The 16943-nt window shown below is 63.6% G+C and carries 17 protein-coding genes; 9 read left to right on the forward strand and 8 right to left on the reverse strand.

Going from position 1 to position 16943, the window contains the following annotated elements:
• The first annotated feature begins 71 nt into the window (after positions 1–71).
• The gene (locus tag KO539_RS07860) at positions 72–554 is read left to right on the forward strand and encodes a CinA family protein (protein ID WP_219308255.1); all 483 of its coding nucleotides are present in this window, start codon (positions 72–74) and stop codon (positions 552–554) included.
• Here KO539_RS07860 and KO539_RS07865 read toward each other — a convergent pair.
• Positions 544–2316: a diguanylate cyclase gene (locus KO539_RS07865; RefSeq protein ID WP_374106353.1), complete on the reverse strand. Its 1773-nt coding sequence runs from the start codon at positions 2314–2316 to the stop codon at positions 544–546. The two genes, KO539_RS07860 and KO539_RS07865, sit on opposite strands and share 11 nt — an antisense overlap.
• Before the next feature lie 191 nt (positions 2317–2507).
• On the opposite strand from KO539_RS07865, the gene KO539_RS07870 reads away from it, so the two are divergent.
• From KO539_RS07870 to KO539_RS07880, 3 genes are all read left to right on the forward strand, one after another.
• A complete protein-coding gene (locus tag KO539_RS07870) occupies positions 2508–3236 on the forward strand; it encodes a hypothetical protein (RefSeq protein WP_219308256.1) in 729 nt (242 codons plus the stop codon).
• The gene (locus KO539_RS07875) at positions 3237–3578 is read left to right on the forward strand and encodes a hypothetical protein (RefSeq protein ID WP_219308258.1); all 342 of its coding nucleotides are present in this window, start codon (positions 3237–3239) and stop codon (positions 3576–3578) included.
• 102 nt (positions 3579–3680) lie between these two features.
• Positions 3681–6506, forward strand: a complete 2826-nt coding sequence (locus KO539_RS07880; RefSeq protein ID WP_219308260.1) for a pitrilysin family protein — start codon at positions 3681–3683, stop codon at positions 6504–6506.
• Between the two features lie 2 nt (positions 6507–6508).
• Here KO539_RS07880 and KO539_RS07885 read toward each other — a convergent pair whose 3' ends face one another.
• Positions 6509–6910 carry a DUF2809 domain-containing protein gene (locus tag KO539_RS07885; RefSeq protein ID WP_052140015.1) on the reverse strand — a complete coding sequence of 134 codons (402 nt, stop codon included), beginning with the start codon at positions 6908–6910 and terminating at the stop codon, positions 6509–6511.
• 89 nt (positions 6911–6999) lie between these two features.
• A complete protein-coding gene (locus tag KO539_RS07890; RefSeq protein ID WP_219308262.1) occupies positions 7000–7905 on the reverse strand; it encodes a LysR family transcriptional regulator in 906 nt (301 codons plus the stop codon).
• Between the two features lie 98 nt (positions 7906–8003).
• On the opposite strand from KO539_RS07890, the gene KO539_RS07895 reads away from it, so the two are divergent.
• Positions 8004–9296, forward strand: coding sequence for a GDSL-type esterase/lipase family protein (locus KO539_RS07895; protein WP_219308264.1), 1293 nt, complete (start codon positions 8004–8006; stop codon positions 9294–9296).
• On the opposite strand, the gene cysK is transcribed toward KO539_RS07895, so the two are convergent.
• Positions 9257–10189, reverse strand: coding sequence for a cysteine synthase A (gene cysK / locus KO539_RS07900; RefSeq protein WP_046684376.1), 933 nt, complete (start codon positions 10187–10189; stop codon positions 9257–9259). The genes KO539_RS07895 and cysK overlap by 40 nt on opposite strands.
• Before the next feature lie 100 nt (positions 10190–10289).
• On the reverse strand, positions 10290–10754 hold the full coding sequence (locus KO539_RS07905) for an FKBP-type peptidyl-prolyl cis-trans isomerase (RefSeq protein WP_099401727.1): 465 nt from the start codon (positions 10752–10754) through the stop codon (positions 10290–10292).
• 95 nt (positions 10755–10849) lie between these two features.
• Between KO539_RS07905 and thpR the strand changes: the two genes are divergently transcribed.
• The gene (gene thpR, locus KO539_RS07910; RefSeq protein WP_219308266.1) at positions 10850–11368 is read left to right on the forward strand and encodes an RNA 2',3'-cyclic phosphodiesterase; all 519 of its coding nucleotides are present in this window, start codon (positions 10850–10852) and stop codon (positions 11366–11368) included.
• A gap of 22 nt (positions 11369–11390) precedes the next feature.
• On the opposite strand, the gene tcdA is transcribed toward thpR, so the two are convergent.
• Complete coding sequence (gene tcdA, locus KO539_RS07915) at positions 11391–12236, reverse strand: tRNA cyclic N6-threonylcarbamoyladenosine(37) synthase TcdA (RefSeq protein ID WP_257626134.1); 846 nt, start codon at positions 12234–12236, stop codon at positions 11391–11393.
• 112 nt (positions 12237–12348) lie between these two features.
• Here tcdA and pdxH point away from each other — a divergent pair, with 112 nt between their 5' ends.
• Positions 12349–13548, forward strand: coding sequence for a pyridoxamine 5'-phosphate oxidase (pdxH, locus tag KO539_RS07920; protein WP_219308268.1), 1200 nt, complete (start codon positions 12349–12351; stop codon positions 13546–13548).
• A 127-nt stretch (positions 13549–13675) separates the two neighbouring features.
• Entirely contained in the window at positions 13676–14923 is a 1248-nt protein-coding gene (locus KO539_RS07925) for a cyclopropane-fatty-acyl-phospholipid synthase family protein (RefSeq protein WP_219308270.1), read from the forward strand.
• 22 nt (positions 14924–14945) lie between these two features.
• On the opposite strand, the gene msrA is transcribed toward KO539_RS07925, so the two are convergent.
• Positions 14946–15479, reverse strand: a complete 534-nt coding sequence (msrA, locus tag KO539_RS07930) for a peptide-methionine (S)-S-oxide reductase MsrA (RefSeq protein ID WP_219308272.1) — start codon at positions 15477–15479, stop codon at positions 14946–14948.
• A gap of 176 nt (positions 15480–15655) precedes the next feature.
• Here msrA and KO539_RS07935 point away from each other — a divergent pair, with 176 nt between their 5' ends.
• A complete protein-coding gene (locus KO539_RS07935) occupies positions 15656–16162 on the forward strand; it encodes a flavin reductase family protein (RefSeq protein WP_035822470.1) in 507 nt (168 codons plus the stop codon).
• A gap of 45 nt (positions 16163–16207) precedes the next feature.
• On the opposite strand, the gene KO539_RS07940 is transcribed toward KO539_RS07935, so the two are convergent.
• Positions 16208–16894, reverse strand: a complete 687-nt coding sequence (locus KO539_RS07940) for an OmpW family protein (RefSeq protein ID WP_219308273.1) — start codon at positions 16892–16894, stop codon at positions 16208–16210.
• Positions 16895–16943: the final 49 nt, after the last annotated feature.

Consider the following 16943-nt stretch of genomic DNA (forward strand, 5'->3'; position numbering starts at 1 on the left):
GGGGAAAGTTTCTTTTACCGTTGACCATGCTACAGTCTTGCCACCATTTTCACCGCATGCAGGAGTCATCCATGAGCAAGGAACTCGTCCCCCTCTCCACCGCCGTCGGCCTGGCCTTGCAGGCGAAGGGACTGCTGCTGGCCACGGCCGAATCGTGCACGGGCGGCGGCGTGGCGCAGGCCGTCACCGATATTGCGGGCTCGAGCACCTGGTTCGAACGGGGCTTCGTCACCTATTCCAACGGGGCCAAGACCAGCATGCTGGGCGTACCTGCCGAACTGATCGCCGCACACGGCGCCGTCAGCGAGGAAGTGGCCGCCGCCATGGCGCAAGGCACCCTGTCCCACAGCGAAGCCCAGGTGGCCGTTTCGACCACGGGCATCGCCGGCCCCACGGGCGGCGTGCCGGGCAAACCCGTCGGCACCGTCTGCTTCGGCTGGGCCATGGACGGGCGCGTGCAGACGCAGCGGCTGGTATTCGCCGGCGACAGGCAAGCCGTGCGCGAGCAGGCCGTGGCGCACGCGCTGCGGGAACTGCTGCGTTTTATCCAGTAGCGTCGGCGATGCAGGCGCGGTCGCGGCCCGCCTGCTTGGCCGCGTACAGGGCGCTGTCGGCGCGCATCAGCAATTCGTGGCGGCCGGCGCCGTGGCGCGGATATTCGGCGATGCCGGCCGAAAAAGTGCAGCCCGTCAAGCTGTGCGGCGCCTGCTGGATCAGCAACTGGCGGTAGCGCGCGGCGATATCGTCGATCTTGTGCGCCGCGATCAGGCTGTCGGCTTCGCGCAACAGCAGGCAGAATTCCTCACCGCCATAACGGCACACCATGTCGCTGCCGCGCAGCTGGCCTTCCACCAGGCGCGCGAACTGGATCAGCACTTCATCGCCGAAGTTGTGTCCGTAGGTGTCGTTGACGCGCTTGAAAAAATCCAGGTCGATGATGGCGATGGCCACGGGTGCATCCGCATCGGCTTCGTGCAGGATGGCATTGAGGCACGTTTCAAAATGGCGGCGGTTGTACAAGCCCGTCAGGTGATCGCGCAGGGCCTGTTCCTTCAGGCTGTCCTGCAGGGAATTGACGTGCAGGATCTGGTGCGCCAGTTCGCGGTTCAGGTGCTCGAGCTTGGCGTTTTCCGTCTCGCGCGCCGCCTGCAGCTCCAGCGCCTTGTCGCGCTCGGCCTTCAGGCTGTGCATTTCCTTTTCCAGGTTGCGCATCAGGCTGCGCGAGGCGCGCGCCGATTTGCTGCTGGCCTCGTAGGCGGCCTGGTATTGCTGCAAATAGCCATACGCGACCTGCCATTCACCCAGCTGGGCGTTGATGTCGGCCAAGCCGCGCAAAATCTGCTGCTGATGAAATGGATTGCGCGTCCAGCTCAGCAGGCTGTGCGCCTGCGTCAGCGAGGCCAGCGCCTGCGCCGTCTGGCCCGCGTGCAGGTCCAGCTTGCCGCGCACCAGCCACGCATGCATCTGCTCTTCCAGGTCCTGGCCCCGGCGCGCATACTCTTCGGCGCGCAACAGCAATTGCAGGGCGCTGTCGGGCTGGCGCAGCAGGATGGCCGCGTGGGCGGCGATGCAGAACAGAAAGGCGCGCACGGCCAGGTCTTCTTCCGGCCACTCGTAAAACGGTTCCACCAGCGCCAGCGCCTCGGCCGGCTTGCCGGTGGCCAATAAACACATGGCCAGGTTGGCCGAGACGATGGTTTGCTGGTATTTGAGCTTTTGCGTGCCGATGATCTCGAGCGCCTCGACCAGCAGGGGGATCGCATCTTCATCGTTGCCCAGGTCATGCTGCGACGAGGCCAGGTTCGACAGGCTGTTGACGCGGTGCGCGGGACTGCCGAAGCGTTCGGCGATGTCGAGCGCCAGCAGGAAATTGCGCGGGCCGTCCTGCGTATCGCCACGGTTCAGGGCATCGACACCCAGGCGCGCGTACAACATGAACTTGTGCAAGGAATCGGGGATCTGCGCGGCCTGGCTGCGCGCCTGCAGGAAATGCTGCTCGGCATCGGCAAAATCGCCGCGCCGGCTCGCATATGCGCCCTGCAGGGCGGCCACTTCCATGCCCCCTTCCAGGTCGCCGCTGTGCTGGAAATACGCGCCCAGACGCTCGCACGACGGTTCGGCCTCGCCCGCGTAGTACGCGAGCCAGCAATGATTGAGTTCCGCATACGCGCCGCCGCGCGCATACTGTTGCCGTTGCGCCGCCGCCAGCGCCATCTGCGCCAGCCGGCGCGCCTGGCGGCGGTTGCCGACCAGGCAAGCCAGGGCTTGCTGATTCAGACGGTCAATGTCGGCTTTATCGAGACTGGAGATCGGCACTGCGTCCTCGTTCACACTCTGGGGTGCATTTTTCACACAAAACTTGCTCTGTATCAATGGTATCCTGATTAACATCATAACCAGATTCGCTGTTCCGCATGGCATATTTGCAAAGGATTGTGGTAAAAATGCCAGTCGCCGCTGTCACGGATCTTTGATTGTCACTGACGCAACAACTTGGAGTAGTCGCAATGCAAAACACGGTACATTTCATCCTGCAGGGCAAGGGCGGCATCGGCAAGACCCTCGTCTCTACCCTGCTGGCCCAGTGGATAGGCGGCAAGGACGATACGCCTTTGCGCTGCTATGACACCGACCAGGAAAACGCGACTTTTTCGCGCTACAAGGCGATGAACGTCAAGCATGTGCCCGTGATGACGGATGCGCGCAACATCGACCCGAAACGCTTCGACGCGCTGATGATCGATATCCTCGAAGAAGACGGCAACTGCGTGGTCGACAATGGCGCGAACACGTTTTCGCCGCTGATGGGCTACCTGCTGGAAAACGACTGCTTCTCGCTGCTGGAAGAATCGGGCCGCAAGGTCTACATCCACACCATCGTCGGCGGCGGAGATACCCTGCACGACACGGCCACGGGTTTTGTGGCGACGGCCCAATCGACGAAGGTGCCGCTGGTGCTGTGGCAAAACGAACACTTCGGTCTGCTGCAATCGGCGTCGGGCAAGCAATTCGTCGAATCGCAGTCGTACAGCGACAACCGCGCGCGCGTGAAAGGCAGCATCACCCTGAGCCAGCGCAATCCCGACACCTTCGGCGCGGACGTCAAGAAGATGAACACGGCGCGCCTGACGATGCAGGAAGTGCTGCAGAACGACAAGTTCAACATCATGGAAAAGCAGCGCATCAAGGTCGTCTACCGCGACATCTTCGAACAGCTCGACAAGGTGCAGTGGTAGATGGACCGGCACAAACTGCGCAGCCACGTGTTCGACAAAACGGGCATCAAGGTCGATGTCGATGACCCGATATTCGCTCTCGTGGCGCTGAACGAAGCCGTGCTGGCGGAAACCGTCGAGCGCCAGCTGGCCCTGCTGGACGCCGCCACGCAGGCACTGGCGGCCCAGGCGCGCGCGGCGGGCGGCTTGCCGGCGGCCGTGCCCCAGCCTGTGCCGCAAGCGTCCGGGCGCGCCCCTTGGTTCTCTCCGCGCGAATGGCGCTTGCTGGGCGCCGCGGCCATCGTCTCCGTCGCCAGCGCGCTGCTGGTGCTGGGCGGCGCGGCCCTGCTGTATAAACTGTAGCACCGACCGTAGTAACGACAGTAGCACCGACCGTATTAACGTCCCGCTGCGCCAGCCACGAGCGAGCCGCAGCGTCTTCTCCACCTATCCCTGGAAGCATGCATGAAACCGATCAAACTGCTGGCCCTCCCCGCCCTGTTGCTGTCGCTGTACGGCGCCCCGCTCACCCTCGCCCACGCCCACGCCGCCGATGCGGCCGTCACGACGGGCGCGGCGGCCGTGCCGCATATCGCCTACGAAAAATACACCTTGCCGAACGGCCTCGACGTCATTCTCGTGGAAGACCATAAACTGCCCGTCACGGCCGTCAATATCTGGTACCACGTGGGTCCCGCGAATGAAGCGCCGGGCCTGACGGGCTTTGCGCATTTGTTCGAGCACATGATGTTTGCCGCCACCAAGCACGTGCCGCGCGGCATGGCCGACCAGTTGCTCGAAGGCGCGGGCGCCACCGATTCGAACGGCAGCACGGATTTCGACCGCACCAATTATTTCGACACGGTACCGTCGAACCAGCTGGAACTGGCCCTGTGGACGCATTCCGACCGCATGGGCTACCTGCTTGACGTGCTCGACCAGACGGCGCTGACGAACCAGCAGGACGTGGTGCGCAACGAGCGCCGCCAGAGCGTGGAGAATGCGCCCTACGGCATCGTGCAGGAAGCCCTGTACCATCAGCTGTTTCCCAAGACCCACCCGTATTACGCCAGCGTCATCGGTTCGCACGTGGACATCCAGAACGCGAAACTGGCCGACATCAAGGAATTCTTCAGCAAATACTATGGCCCCAACAACGCCAGCCTCGTGATCGCCGGCGATATCGACAAGGCGAAAACCAAGGAACTGGTCAACAAGTATTTTGGCAGCTTCAAGAGCGGCCCGGCCGTGCCGAAGCCCGATGTCGTGACGCCGCCCATCACGCAGGAACGCCGCATCGTGGTGCAGGACCGGGTCGAATTGCCGCGGGTCTTCATGGCCTGGCTGACGCCGTCCGCCTACACCAAGGATGACGCGGAGCTGTCGATGGCCGCGCACATCCTGGCCGGTGGCAAGTCCAGCCGTTTATATAAATCCCTGGTGTACGACAAGCAGATCGCGCAAGACGTGGGCGCCAGCCAGGGTTCGAACGCCCTCACTTCCATCTTCACCATCGACGCGACGGCGCGCCCGGGCCGCAAGCCCGAGGAAATCGAGCAAGCCCTGCAGGCGGAGCTGGAGCAATTGCGCGCCAAGGGCCCGACCGAGAAGGAACTGGAGCGGGCGCGCAACAGCATCGAGACCAACATGCTGAGCCAGGTGGAAAAAATGGGCGGGCGCGGCGTGGCCAACTTGCTCAACGAATACAACCAGTACGTGGGCGACCCCGGCTACCTGGCCAAGGATATCGAGCGCTACCGCCAGGTGACGGCGGCCGGCGTGCAGCGCGCCGTGGACCAGTACCTGAAAAACCAGTCGCGCGTCGTCGTCTACGGCGTGCCGGGCACGCCGGACCTGGGCGCGGAAGTGCCGACACCGGCGCCGGGCAAGGTCAAGCCTGCGCCAGGCACGGCCATCAATGCCGACGAGCCATGGCGCAATGCCGTGCCGAAGGCCGGTCCCGCACCGAAGATTGTTTTACCGCAAGGAAAATCGTTCACCCTGGCGAACGGCCTGACCGTGATTCACCACTACAACGGGGCCGTGCCGCTCGTGTCCAGCCAGCTGGTGATCAAGAGCGGCTCGGGCGCCAATCCGCTGGCGCAGCCGGGCTTGTCGAGCTTTACGGCGCAATTGCTGCAGGAAGGCACGGCCACGCGCACGGCGCCGCAGATCGCCGACGATGTGGCGCAACTGGGCGCCCTGCTGAGTACCGGCTCCGGCACGGATGCCTCGTTCGCCCAGCTGACGTCGCTCAAAGCCACCTTCCCGCAAGCGCTCGACGTGCTGGCCGACGTGGTGCTGCACCCGCAATTCCCGCAAGAAGAAGTGGAGCGCCAGCGCGCCAGCCGCATCGGACAGCTGGCACAGCAGCGCGAAAACGCGGGCTTTGTCGCGGCCCGGGTGGAAGCGGCGGCCCTGTATGGCCCGCAGCATCCGTATGGCTACATCCAGCTGGGCACGGAAGCGGCGCTGAAAGCGGCCAGCCGCGCCGACCTGCAAGGTTTCTGGCAGCAGCATTATCTGCCCAACAATGCGGCGCTGATCGTTTCGGGCGATATCGGCGAAGCGGAATTGAAGGCGCTGGCCGAAGCCAAGTTCGGCAGCTGGAAGCCAGGCACGGTGGCGCCGGCCGTGGCCGCCGCGCCGCAAACGACGAAGGCAAAGTTGATTTTGGTCGACAAGCCGGGCGCGCCGCAAACGGCCGTGCGCCTGTCCGCCATCGCCGTGCCGCGCGCCACGCCCGACTACGCGCCGCTGCAAGTGATGAACGCGGCGCTGGGCGGCTTATTTACCAGCCGCCTGAACACCAACTTGCGCGAAGAAAAGGGGTATACGTATGGCGTGCGCTCGCAATTCCAGTACCGCAACCAGCCTGGACCGTTCTCGATTGCCGCCAGCGTGCGCACCGATGTGACGGGCCCGGCCGTGTCGGAAACCGTCAAGGAACTGCGCGCCATGATCGCCAAGCCCTTGAGCAACAAGGAACTGGCGAATGCGCGCAACTCGCAAGTGCTGTCCTTGCCGGGCCAGTTCGACACGAACGCCAGCATCAGCGCCAGCATGGCGAACGCGTACATCTATGGCCTGGGCCTCGACTATTACACGACCTTGCCGCAGCGCTTTGCCAGCGTGACGGACAAGCAGGTGCAGCAGGTGGCGAAAAAATACTTGCAGCCGGAAAAGCTGATCGTCATCGGCGTGGGCGACAAGGCGAAGATCGCCCCGCAATTGTCCAAGCTGAAGCTGGCGCCGGTGGAACTGCGCGACGCTGAGGGTAACGTCAAATAAGGCTAGCGGCGCTTGAACAGCGCCAGCTTGTCGATGATCGCCGCCACGGCCACGCCGGCCGTGTAGGCGATCAAATCACCCCAGCCGAAGGCGGAACCCAGTACCAGGTGCCCCAGCGGATGCGCGCGCAGCGCGACGAGCCACGGCGCCTGGACCAGCTGGCCGAATTCCACGGCAAAGCAGATCAGCAAGGACCACGATGCCAGTTGCCAGGTACGCATGCGCGTGGCGATGATGCCCAGCGCAAAGACGATCATCATGGCCCACAGGGCGTCGCCCGGATACTTGCCGAGCGCGGCGGGGACGAATTGGGGATAGGCGCGCGAGGCCAGGCCCAGCGCGATGACAGCCACGGTTGCGCCCACCTGCAGCAGGCGGCGGCGTTCAGGTTTTACCAGGAACATATTTCCATTCAAAGGCACAATACGGACCGAACCATTGCGGCCCGTCCGATATTGTACTGCGCGGCAGTGTCCGCCTGTAGCCTAATGCATCAGTTCAGCTTGACGTTCTGCGCCAGGAAATCGAGAAAGACGCGCACGCGCTGCGGCACATGTCCGCCTTGGCCCACAAACACGGCATGCACTTCCTCGCTGTCACCGGGGTTGAACTCTTCCAGCACGGCCTGCAAACGGCCGGCCGCGATATCGGCGCGCACCTGGAAGGCGGCCAGGCGCGCCAGCCCCAGTCCCGCCAGCGCCAGCTGCCGCAAGGCTTCGCCATCGCTGGCCTGGGCATTGCCGACGACAGGCACGACGACGTCGCCCTCGGGCAGGCGCAGCGGCCAGCCCGAGCGGGCGCGCGCGTAATTGGCGTCGAGCAGATTGTGCGACGCCAGCTCGGCCGCTGCCTGCGGCGTGCCGCGCCGCGCCAGGTAGGCGGGCGCCGCCACGATCACCATGCGCGTCTGGCCCAGCTTGCGCGCCAGCAGGCTGGAACTTTTCAATGGCCCCGCCCGCACGGCCACGTCCGTGCGCTGCTCGAGGATATCGACCACTTCATCCGTGAGCACGATGTCAAGCGTCACCTCGGGATAGCGTTCGAGAAACAACGGCGCCAGCGGCAACAAAAAATGCTGACCGAACGGCACGTTCGCATTGACCCTGATTTTGCCGCGCGGCACATCCTGCACGCCGGCGCAGCGCTCGGCCTCGTCCAGGGCCGCCAGCACGTGACGCCCCCGTTCGTACAGGCCGCAGCCTTCGGCCGTCAGCTGCAGCTGGCGCGTGGAACGGTTCAGCAATCGCGCACCCAGGCGCTCTTCCAGCCGCGCAACGAGCTTGCTGACGGCCGACGGCGTCATGCCGCAGGCGCGCGCGGCGGCGGAAAAGCCACCGAGCTCGACCACGCGCACAAACACTTCCAGTTCGCCGGAACGGTTCACTTCCAGTCTGGCCATTGTGAATTCAACTCATAAATGTTCTTCAATGAGATAGTCTAGTACATAAATGGCTTTGCTTTCATCATGCATACATTCCCCTGATGAAGCGAGCCGCCATGCAACGATTGTCCATTTTTCCCGCCGCCTTGCTGAGCCTGGCACTGAGTGTTTCTCCCGCCCATGCGGCCGAACCTCCTCAAGCCTGGCTGGCCAGCTGGACGGCCAGCCCACAAGCCGTGTGGCGCAGCGATTTCCTCTTCCCATCCAACGTACCCGCCGTGCTGCAAGCGCAAACCGTGCGCCAGGTGGCGCGCCTCAGCGTGGGCGGCCCGCGCGTGCGCATCGTGCTGTCGAATGCGTATGGCAAGGCGCCGCTGCGCATTGGCGCGGCCACGGTGGCCCTGGCCGCGTCCGGCTCAGCCATCCAACCCGGCAGCTTGCGCACGCTGACGTTTTCCGGCCAGCCGGCGGCCAGCGTGGCGCCGGGCGCGCCGCTCGTCAGCGACCCCGTCGAGCTATCCGTGCCGGATCTGGCGCGGCTGACGGTGAGCATCCATTTGCCGCAAGCCAGTCCCGTCTCCACGTTTCACTGGGATGGCCGCGAGACGGCCTGGATCGCGCCGCAAGACCAGACGCTGGCGGCGCGCATCGATGACGCGCCCGGCGTGCAGACCACCACGGCGCGCCTTTTACTGACGGCCATCCAGGTGGAGGCGATGGCGGCGGGGCAAGCAGTGGCCATCCTTGGCGACTCGATCACCGATGGCGCCAGCGCCAGCCTGGGGATGGATGCGCGCTGGCCCGATTTCCTGGCTGAACGCCTGGCGCCGCACGGCGTGGCCGTGGTCAATGCGGGTATTTCCGGTGGGCGGCTGTTGTCCGACGGCATGGGAGACAATGCCCTGGCCCGTTTCGAACGCGACGTGCTGGCGCAGCCTGGCGTGCGCACGGTCATCGTTTTATTGGGGATCAATGACATCAGCTGGCCCGGCACGGCGTTTGCGCCACGGCAAAAACGGCCAACATTGGAGGAATTAACAAGCGGCTACGCCCAGCTGGTCGCCCAGGCGCGCAGCCGCGGCGTGCGCGTGATCGCTGCCACCCTGACGCCGTTCGCAGGCGCCCTGCCCGGCACGCCCCTGAGCGACTATTACCAGCTTGATAAAGATGCGCTGCGCCAGCAATTGAATGCGTGGATACGCGCCAGCGGCACGTTCGATGCCGTCCTCGACTTCGACGCGCTGGCGCGCGACCCTGCGCACCCGCTGCGCCTGCTGCCCGATTACGACTCGGGCGACCACCTGCACCCGGGCGACGCGGGCAACCGCGCGCTGGCGGAAGGGATAGACCTGTCCCTACTGTTTACAAATCAATCACCGAGGCCCGCGTACAAGGCAGTACTCAGGTAGCGTTCGCCGAACGACGGAATGATGGTGACGATGGTCTTGCCCGCGTTTTCCGGACGGCGCGCCACTTGCAGGGCGGCCCACAGGGCGGCGCCCGACGAAATGCCGACCAACAAGCCTTCGTCGCTGGCGGCCAGGCGCGCCGTGGCGAAGGCGTCGTCGTTCTTGACGCAGATGATTTCGTCGTAGATGGTCGTGTTGAGAATCTGCGGCACGAAACCGGCGCCGATGCCCTGGATCGGGTGCGGTCCCTTGGTACCCTTCGACAGCATCGGCGACGCTTCCGGTTCCACGGCGATCACTTGCAGGCCGGGTTTGCGTTCCTTCAGCACTTCGCCGATGCCCGTGATCGTGCCGCCCGTGCCCACGCCGGCGATGACGATATCGACTTGCCCATCCGTGTCGCGCCAGATTTCCTCGGCCGTCGTGGCGCGGTGGATGGCGGGATTGGCGGGATTGTTGAATTGCTGCAGCATCAGGTAGCGCGGGTCGGCCGCCACCAGTTCTTCGGCCTTGCGGATGGCGCCCAGCATGCCTTCGCTGCCGGGCGTGAGCACCAGCTCGGCGCCATAGGCGCGCAACAGGATGCGGCGCTCGCGGCTCATGGTGTCGGGCATGACGAGGGTGCAACGGTAGCCGCGCGCGGCGCACACCATGGCCAGCGCGATGCCTGTGTTGCCGCTGGTGGGCTCGACGATGACGGTATCGGGATGGATCTTGCCTGCGGCTTCCGCGGCGACGATCATGGCCAGGCCGATGCGGTCCTTGACGCTGTGCGCGGGATTGTAGAATTCGAGTTTGGCCAGGATGGTGGCCACACTGCCGGCGGCGATGCGGTTGATGCGCACCAGGGGGGTGTTGCCGATCAGTTCAGTGACGTCGTTGGCGATGTTCATGGGGGGGGGTCTCCACAGCAATTACAGAAGAACCCAGTCTACCGCGTTTCAGAACGTAAATGGCGGCGGCGCGGGGATGCGCCGCCGCCAAACTGAACAATTACTTCACGTCCAGCAATTCCACGTCGAAGATCAGTGCCGAGTTCGGTGGAATGTCGCCATTGCCGGCGCCGCGCGGACCGTAGGCCAGTTCGCCTGGAATGATCAGGGTGCGCTTGCCGCCCACTTTCATGCCGGCCACGCCCTGGTCCCAGCCCTTGATGACCATGCCCTTGCCGAGCGGGAAGTCAAACGGGCCACGGCCCACGGAGCTGTCGAACTTCTTGCCGCGCGAATCTTTCGCCAGCGGACGGTACAGCCAGCCCGTGTAGTGCACGGTGACGGCATTGCCAGCGGACGCTTCCTTGCCCGTGCCGACCTTGTTGTCGATGATGATCAATTTATCGGCGACAGGGCCGGGGCTCAGCGAGACGGCGGAGGCGGGAACAGGCGCTGGCGCCTGTGCCTGCGCCAGCGACGCGGCGACGGAGCAGATCAGGGCAAACAAAACGGAGCTACGCGTCATGATGTATTCTTTCATTGAGTTTCGGTGAGATCCCTGCCAGTGCAAGTGGGCAGGCAACGCCAATAATAGCAAACCGCCGCAACGATAGGAAAAACTTGTCGCCCGATACCCATTGCCCCCGTCTGTTTTATGCCCTGTGGCCCGACGCGGCCACGCGCGCGGCCCTGGCCGCCTGGCAGGCGCGCTTGCAAGGCAAACCCGTGCGCGCGGACAAGCTGCACCTGACCCTGGCCTTCCTCGGTCAGCGCCCGGCCAGCGAGCTGCCGGCCCTGCTGGACATTCTGGCGCACACACCGGCGCGTCCCATGCCCTTGCTGTTCGATCACGCCAGCCACTTTGCGCAGCTGGCGCTGGCCTGGGCCGCCCTGGCGCAACCTTCGCCGGCCTTGCTCGACTTGCGCGCGTCCTGCATGCAGAGCCTGGCGGAACAGGGACTGGCGCCCCGCTTCGAGCACGACCGCTTTACGCCGCACGTGACCCTGGCGCGCCAGGCGCCGCCACCGGCCATCGGGGATTTCGCGCCCATCACCTGGCTGGCGGACGAGCTGGTGCTGGTGGAATCGATCAAAAGCAGCGGCGACTACCGCATCCTGGCCAGCAGGAAATTAAGCTAGGCGACTAAGCTAGGCGACTAAGCTAGGCGGCGTCCGGCAAGGCCGCTGATTTGTCCTGGCGCAAGCTTTTCAGCGCATGGGCGGCCGCCACCATGCCGAAGCTGGCCGTCACCACCACGCTGGAACCGAAGCCGGCGCAGTTCAGGCCCGTCACGCCGGCGGCGGGCGTGCCATCGATGGCGCACGCTTCGGCGCTCTCGGGGGTGCTCAACGGTTCCATGGAAAACACGGCGTCGACGTTGAATTTGTTTTTCACGCCACGCGGGAAACCATATTCAGTGCGCAACAGTTTGCGTACTCGCTTGAGCAACGGTTCCTGTTCCGTTTTCGACAGGTCGCGCACGGCGATCAGGGTCGGGTCCGTCTGGCCGCCCGCGCTGCCGATGGTCAGCATGGGAATGTTGCGCGCGCGGCAATACGCGATCACGGCCGCTTTCGCCTTGGCATTGTCGATGGCGTCGACCAGGTAGTCGAAGTCGCGCCCGCCCAGCAACTGCTCCAGGTTATCGGGAGTAATAAAATCCTCGATCTGCGTGACCTGGCAAAACGGGTTGATCAGTTCGATGCGTTCGGCCAGGGCCGTGATCTTGGCCTGGCCGATGGTGTCGCTCATCGCCTGGATCTGGCGATTGATGTTCGATTCGGCAACATTATCGAGGTCGATCAGGGTCAGGCGGCCGATGGCGCTGCGCGCCAGCGCTTCGACGATCCAGGAACCGACGCCGCCCACGCCGATCACACACACATGCGCGGCGCGGAAGCGTTCCAGCGCGGGGGCGCCGTACAGGCGGGCAATGCCGCCGAAACGCCGCTCAAAATCGATCTCGGTCAAGTCCATGGAAATTTGTTCATTGGTGGAGGTATGCATGGCGCCATTTTAACGGACACTGCGCTGACGGATATTCTAAAATAGCCGAATTGACACAGCGACAATCCAAACCGTCGCCACGCCCCCACACCGCCCACCACGAGAACTCGCCATGACCTCTCCCCTGTTCGACTCCGTTCCCGGCTTTGACCAGCCCATCGCCGTGCTCAAGCATTGCCACGACAAGATCCGCAAGCAGCTGACGACCCTGCAAAACCTGCTGGGCCATCTGGCGCAGCACGGCAACACGACGGACGCGCAGCAGGCGGCCAAGGCGGTGTTGCAATATTTCAATAAAGCCGCCCATCTGCACCATGACGATGAAGAGCAGGACTTGATGCCCATGCTGCAGGCGACCGCCACGGGCGACGACGCCGCCCTGCTGGCGACCCTGGTGCCGGAAATCCTCGCCGACCACCAGCGCATGGACCAGGCCTGGCTGACCCTGCGCCCGGAACTGGACGCCATCGCGGCCGGCACGGGCACGCAATTGTCCGCCGAGGGCGTGGCCGCCTATGTCGCCGCCTACCAGGCCCACATGACTAAGGAAGAGGGGCATTTGGCGCCGATGGCCAAGCGCCTGTTCAGCGCGCAACAAATGGAGCGGCTGGGCACGGCCATGCAGCGCCGCCGCGGCATCGCGCCGGAAGTGCCCGAAGTGCCGGACGCGGCCGCCGTGCTGGCGGCCATGCGCACCGACTACGTGCAATCGAGCCTGAGCGAGACGGACGTGCTGGCCGATCCCATCGCCCAGTTCCAGAAATGGTTTGCCGAGGCCGTCAACGCGCAAGTGATGGAACCGAACGCCATGGACTTGTCCACCGTCAGTCCTGAAGGCAAGCCCAGCTCGCGCATCGTGCTGATCAAACAGTTCGATGAGCGGGGCTTTACCTGGTACACGAATTACCACAGCGACAAGGGCCAGCAGCTCGAACACAATCCACACGCCGCCCTGCTGTTCTTCTGGCGCGAGCTGGAGCGGCAAGTGCGCATCGAAGGCACGGTGGTGAAAACCACGGCGGCCGAGAGCGACGAGTATTTCAATGTGCGCCCCTTGCAAAGCCGGCTTTCGGCGATTGCCTCGCAGCAAAGCGCCCCCATCGCCGACCGCGCCGCGCTGGAAAGCAATTATGAGGCCGTGGTGGCCGCCGTCGGCGACGCGCAGCCGCCGCGCCCGGCACACTGGGGCGGCTACCGCTTGCAGCCGGAACGCATCGAATTCTGGCAGGGACGCCGTTCACGCTTCCACGACCGCATCGTGTTTACGCGTGGTGCTGACGGGCAATGGAGCATGCAACGCTTGCAACCTTGAGCAGGATAGGCGGGGCGGCGCAAAGCAGGCTGGTCAATATCGGTGTAGGCTATGAGGATAGAAGTTACTAAATGATATTGTTTCTCAATTTTCGGCTGCCACGGCGGCCGCTGCATTGGAGGCCATTTTGTTTGTACAAAATCAACTCAAGTCCTGGATCGCCAGCATCCGCAGCAAGACCGCCTTGCCGCTACGCATAGAATTGTGGAACGGCCAGTACGTCGACCTGTCCAGCGAAACGCCCAGCGTCACCATCCGTTTGCCGACCGTCGCCTCGGCCCGCTATCTGCTGAACCCCTCGCTGGCCAACCTGGGCTCGGCCTATGTGGAAGGCAATATCGAGGTCAAGGGCAAGGCGATGGACATGATTTCCATCTGCAATGCCCTGGCACGCAATACCTTGAAACCGGAAGGCAAGCTGGCCCGCATCGTGCGCAGCTTTACGCACGACAAGAGCAAGGATGCGGAAGCCATCCGCTACCACTACGACGTGTCGAACGCGTTCTATGAACAGTTTCTCGACCCCGCCCTCGTGTATTCCTGCGCCTATTTCGAACATGGCGATGAAACCCTGGCGCAGGCGCAAGTCAAGAAGATCGACCATATCCTGAAGAAAATCCAGTTGCAGCCGGGCCAGAGCCTGCTCGACATCGGTTGCGGCTGGGGGGCGCTCGTCATCCGTGCCGCACAGCAATATGGCGCCCGCTGCGTGGGCGTGACCCTGTCGGAAAACCAGTACGCGCTGGCGCGCGAAAGAGTGGCGGCGGCCGGCCTGGCCCACCTGATCGACATCCGCCTGCAGGATTACCGCGACGTCACGGGCCAGTTCGACCGCATCACCAGCGTGGGCATGTTCGAGCACGTGGGCCTGAAACACTTGCCCGACTACTTTTCCATCATCAACAAGCTGCTGGCGCCCGACGGCATGGCGATGAACCACGGCATCACCTCGACCGATCCGGAGAATGGCGAAACGCCGTATGGCGGCGGGGAATTCATCGAAAAATATGTGTTTCCGCACGGCGAGCTGGCGCACATCGGCAATGTCCTGAAAACCATGCAGCAAGGCGGGCTGGAAGTGCTGGATGTGGAAAACCTTCGGCGCCACTATGCGCGCACCTGCGCCCTGTGGACGGAGAATTTCGAAGCCCATGCCGAACAGATCCGTCCGCTGGCGGGCGAGCGGCGCTTCCGCATCTGGCACGTCTACCTGGCCGGCTGCGCCTATGCCTTCGAGCAAGATTTGATCAGCCTGTACCAGATCGTCTGCGTGAAGGCGGGCCGGCGCTCTTCCACGCTGCCCTGGTCGCGCAACTACATGTATGCGCAGGAGAATACGCAGGAAACAAGGCCGGCGCCCGTGCTCACGCCCTGACAGACGGACGCATGCGGGGCGCTTACTTCAGGCGTCCCGCGTACATGGCGCGGAATTTCTCCACCTTCGGCACAACGACCAGGGCGCAATAGCCCTGCAAGGGATGCTGCTCGACATAATTCTGATGGCACTCCTCGGCCGGATAAAAGACGGCTGCCGGCGCCAGCTGCGTGACGATGGGCGCATCCCACACGCCGGCCATCTCGGCCACGACCTTGCGCGCCACGCTTTCCTGCGCGGCCGACTGGTAATGGATGACGGAACGGTATTGCGTGCCAACATCATTTCCCTGGCGATTCAAGGTGGTGGGATCGTGCAAGGTAAAAAAGATTTCCAGCAAGTCGTGATAGCTGATGATGGCAGGATCGAATTCCAGGCGCACCACTTCCGCGTGGCCCGTCTCGCCCGTGCACACCTGTTCATAGCTGGGGTCGGGTACCTTGCCGCCCGTGTAGCCGGCCTCGACGCGCGTCACGCCGCGCACTTCCGCGTACACGGCAGCGTGGCACCAGAAACAGCCACCGCCGAATACCGCCACTTCCGTCTGTTGATGCATGATGCCCTCCCGCAACGCCTCTGCGACGTATCATTTCACCACTGTAACGTAAAGCGCAACGGCCTGCAGCGCCGCTTGAAACGGCGCGTTAGGCACCGCACATAGGAGCATGCTGGCCACAATTGCGCTGGCGCGGCCGATTTTTGGCATAATGTCAGCAAATAGACAGGTCACCCATGAACACACGCTCTCCCCGCGCGCCAGCGCAAGAATTCGATACGACACATTTCCGCCAGGCACTGTCACAGTTTGCCACCGGCGTGACGGTCATCACGACGCGCCTGGCCGACGGCAGTTTCCGTGGCTTGACGGCCAGTTCCTTCAATTCCGTCTCGCTGTCGCCGCCGCTGGTGCTGTGGAGCCTCGGTTCCGTGGCGAACAGCATGCCCATTTTCAGCGGCAACTCGCATTACGTCATCAATGTGCTGGGCGCCGACCAGGCGGAACTGGCGACGCGCTTTTCACGCCGCACGCCGAATCCCTTCGACGACGTCGACTACGAACTGTCGCGCACGGGCCAGCCCATCCTGAAAGGCGCATCGGCCTGGTTCGAATGCCACAACCGCAGCCGCTATCCGGAAGGCGACCACGTCATTTTCGTGGGCGAAGTGGAACAATGCGCGTTTGCCGCGCAGCCGCCCTTGATCTTCCACAATGGAAAGTTCAATACCCCGCCAGCCTGAGCGGGAACGGGACAAAAAAAAATCCGCCGAGGCGGATTTTTTGTTTTACAGCGTAAAGTTATATCCGATGCTGACACTCACGGCAACCGGATCGAGCTTGATGTCCTGCGTCTGTCCCGTCGAAAATTTCGCCTTGGTTTTCAGGTAGGTCTTGACCACGGCCACGTCGGCAAACCAGCGCTCGTTGAAGGCCAGGGTGCTGCCGACCACCAGGCTACCGGTCAGCTTGTTGTCCATGCGATACGTCACTGGTTTTCCACCCGGATCCAGCAAGGCCGTCATCTGGCCCGAACCTTTTTCCTTCTGGAAATAGGCATACGTCAAGCCCGCGCCCACGTAGGGGCGGATCATCGCATTAGGCTGGAAGAAACGGTACTGGATGAAAGCCGTCGGCGGCAAGGCTTCCGCCGTCCCCAGCTTGCCCGTGCCCTTGATGGAACCGTCGCCGATCAGGTCGTGCTTGTACGGCACGCCGAGGATCATTTCAGCGGAAACATTGTCCGTGATCATGTAGGCAAAGGTCAGGATGGGCTTGGTATCCGACTTGACGTCGGCTTTCGTGCCCGGCAGTGCCGGCGCGGAAATGTCGCCACTGTCCACGTGCGGCGTGATCTTGTTGAGGCCGGCTTTGACCATCCAGGTGCCTGCGCTTTGCGCCGAAGCGCCCGTCGCCATGGCCATCGCGGCAGCCGCGGCCAGCACGCGTACAGCGGTATTCAAACGATTCTTCATCTTGTCTCCTGATCATTATGTGCGGATAGCCGGGCTATCCAAACTTGTC

The sequence above is a fragment of the Janthinobacterium sp. NKUCC06_STL genome (genome assembly GCF_019345455.1).
GTDB classification, from domain to species: Bacteria; Pseudomonadota; Gammaproteobacteria; order Burkholderiales; family Burkholderiaceae_D; genus Janthinobacterium; species Janthinobacterium rivuli.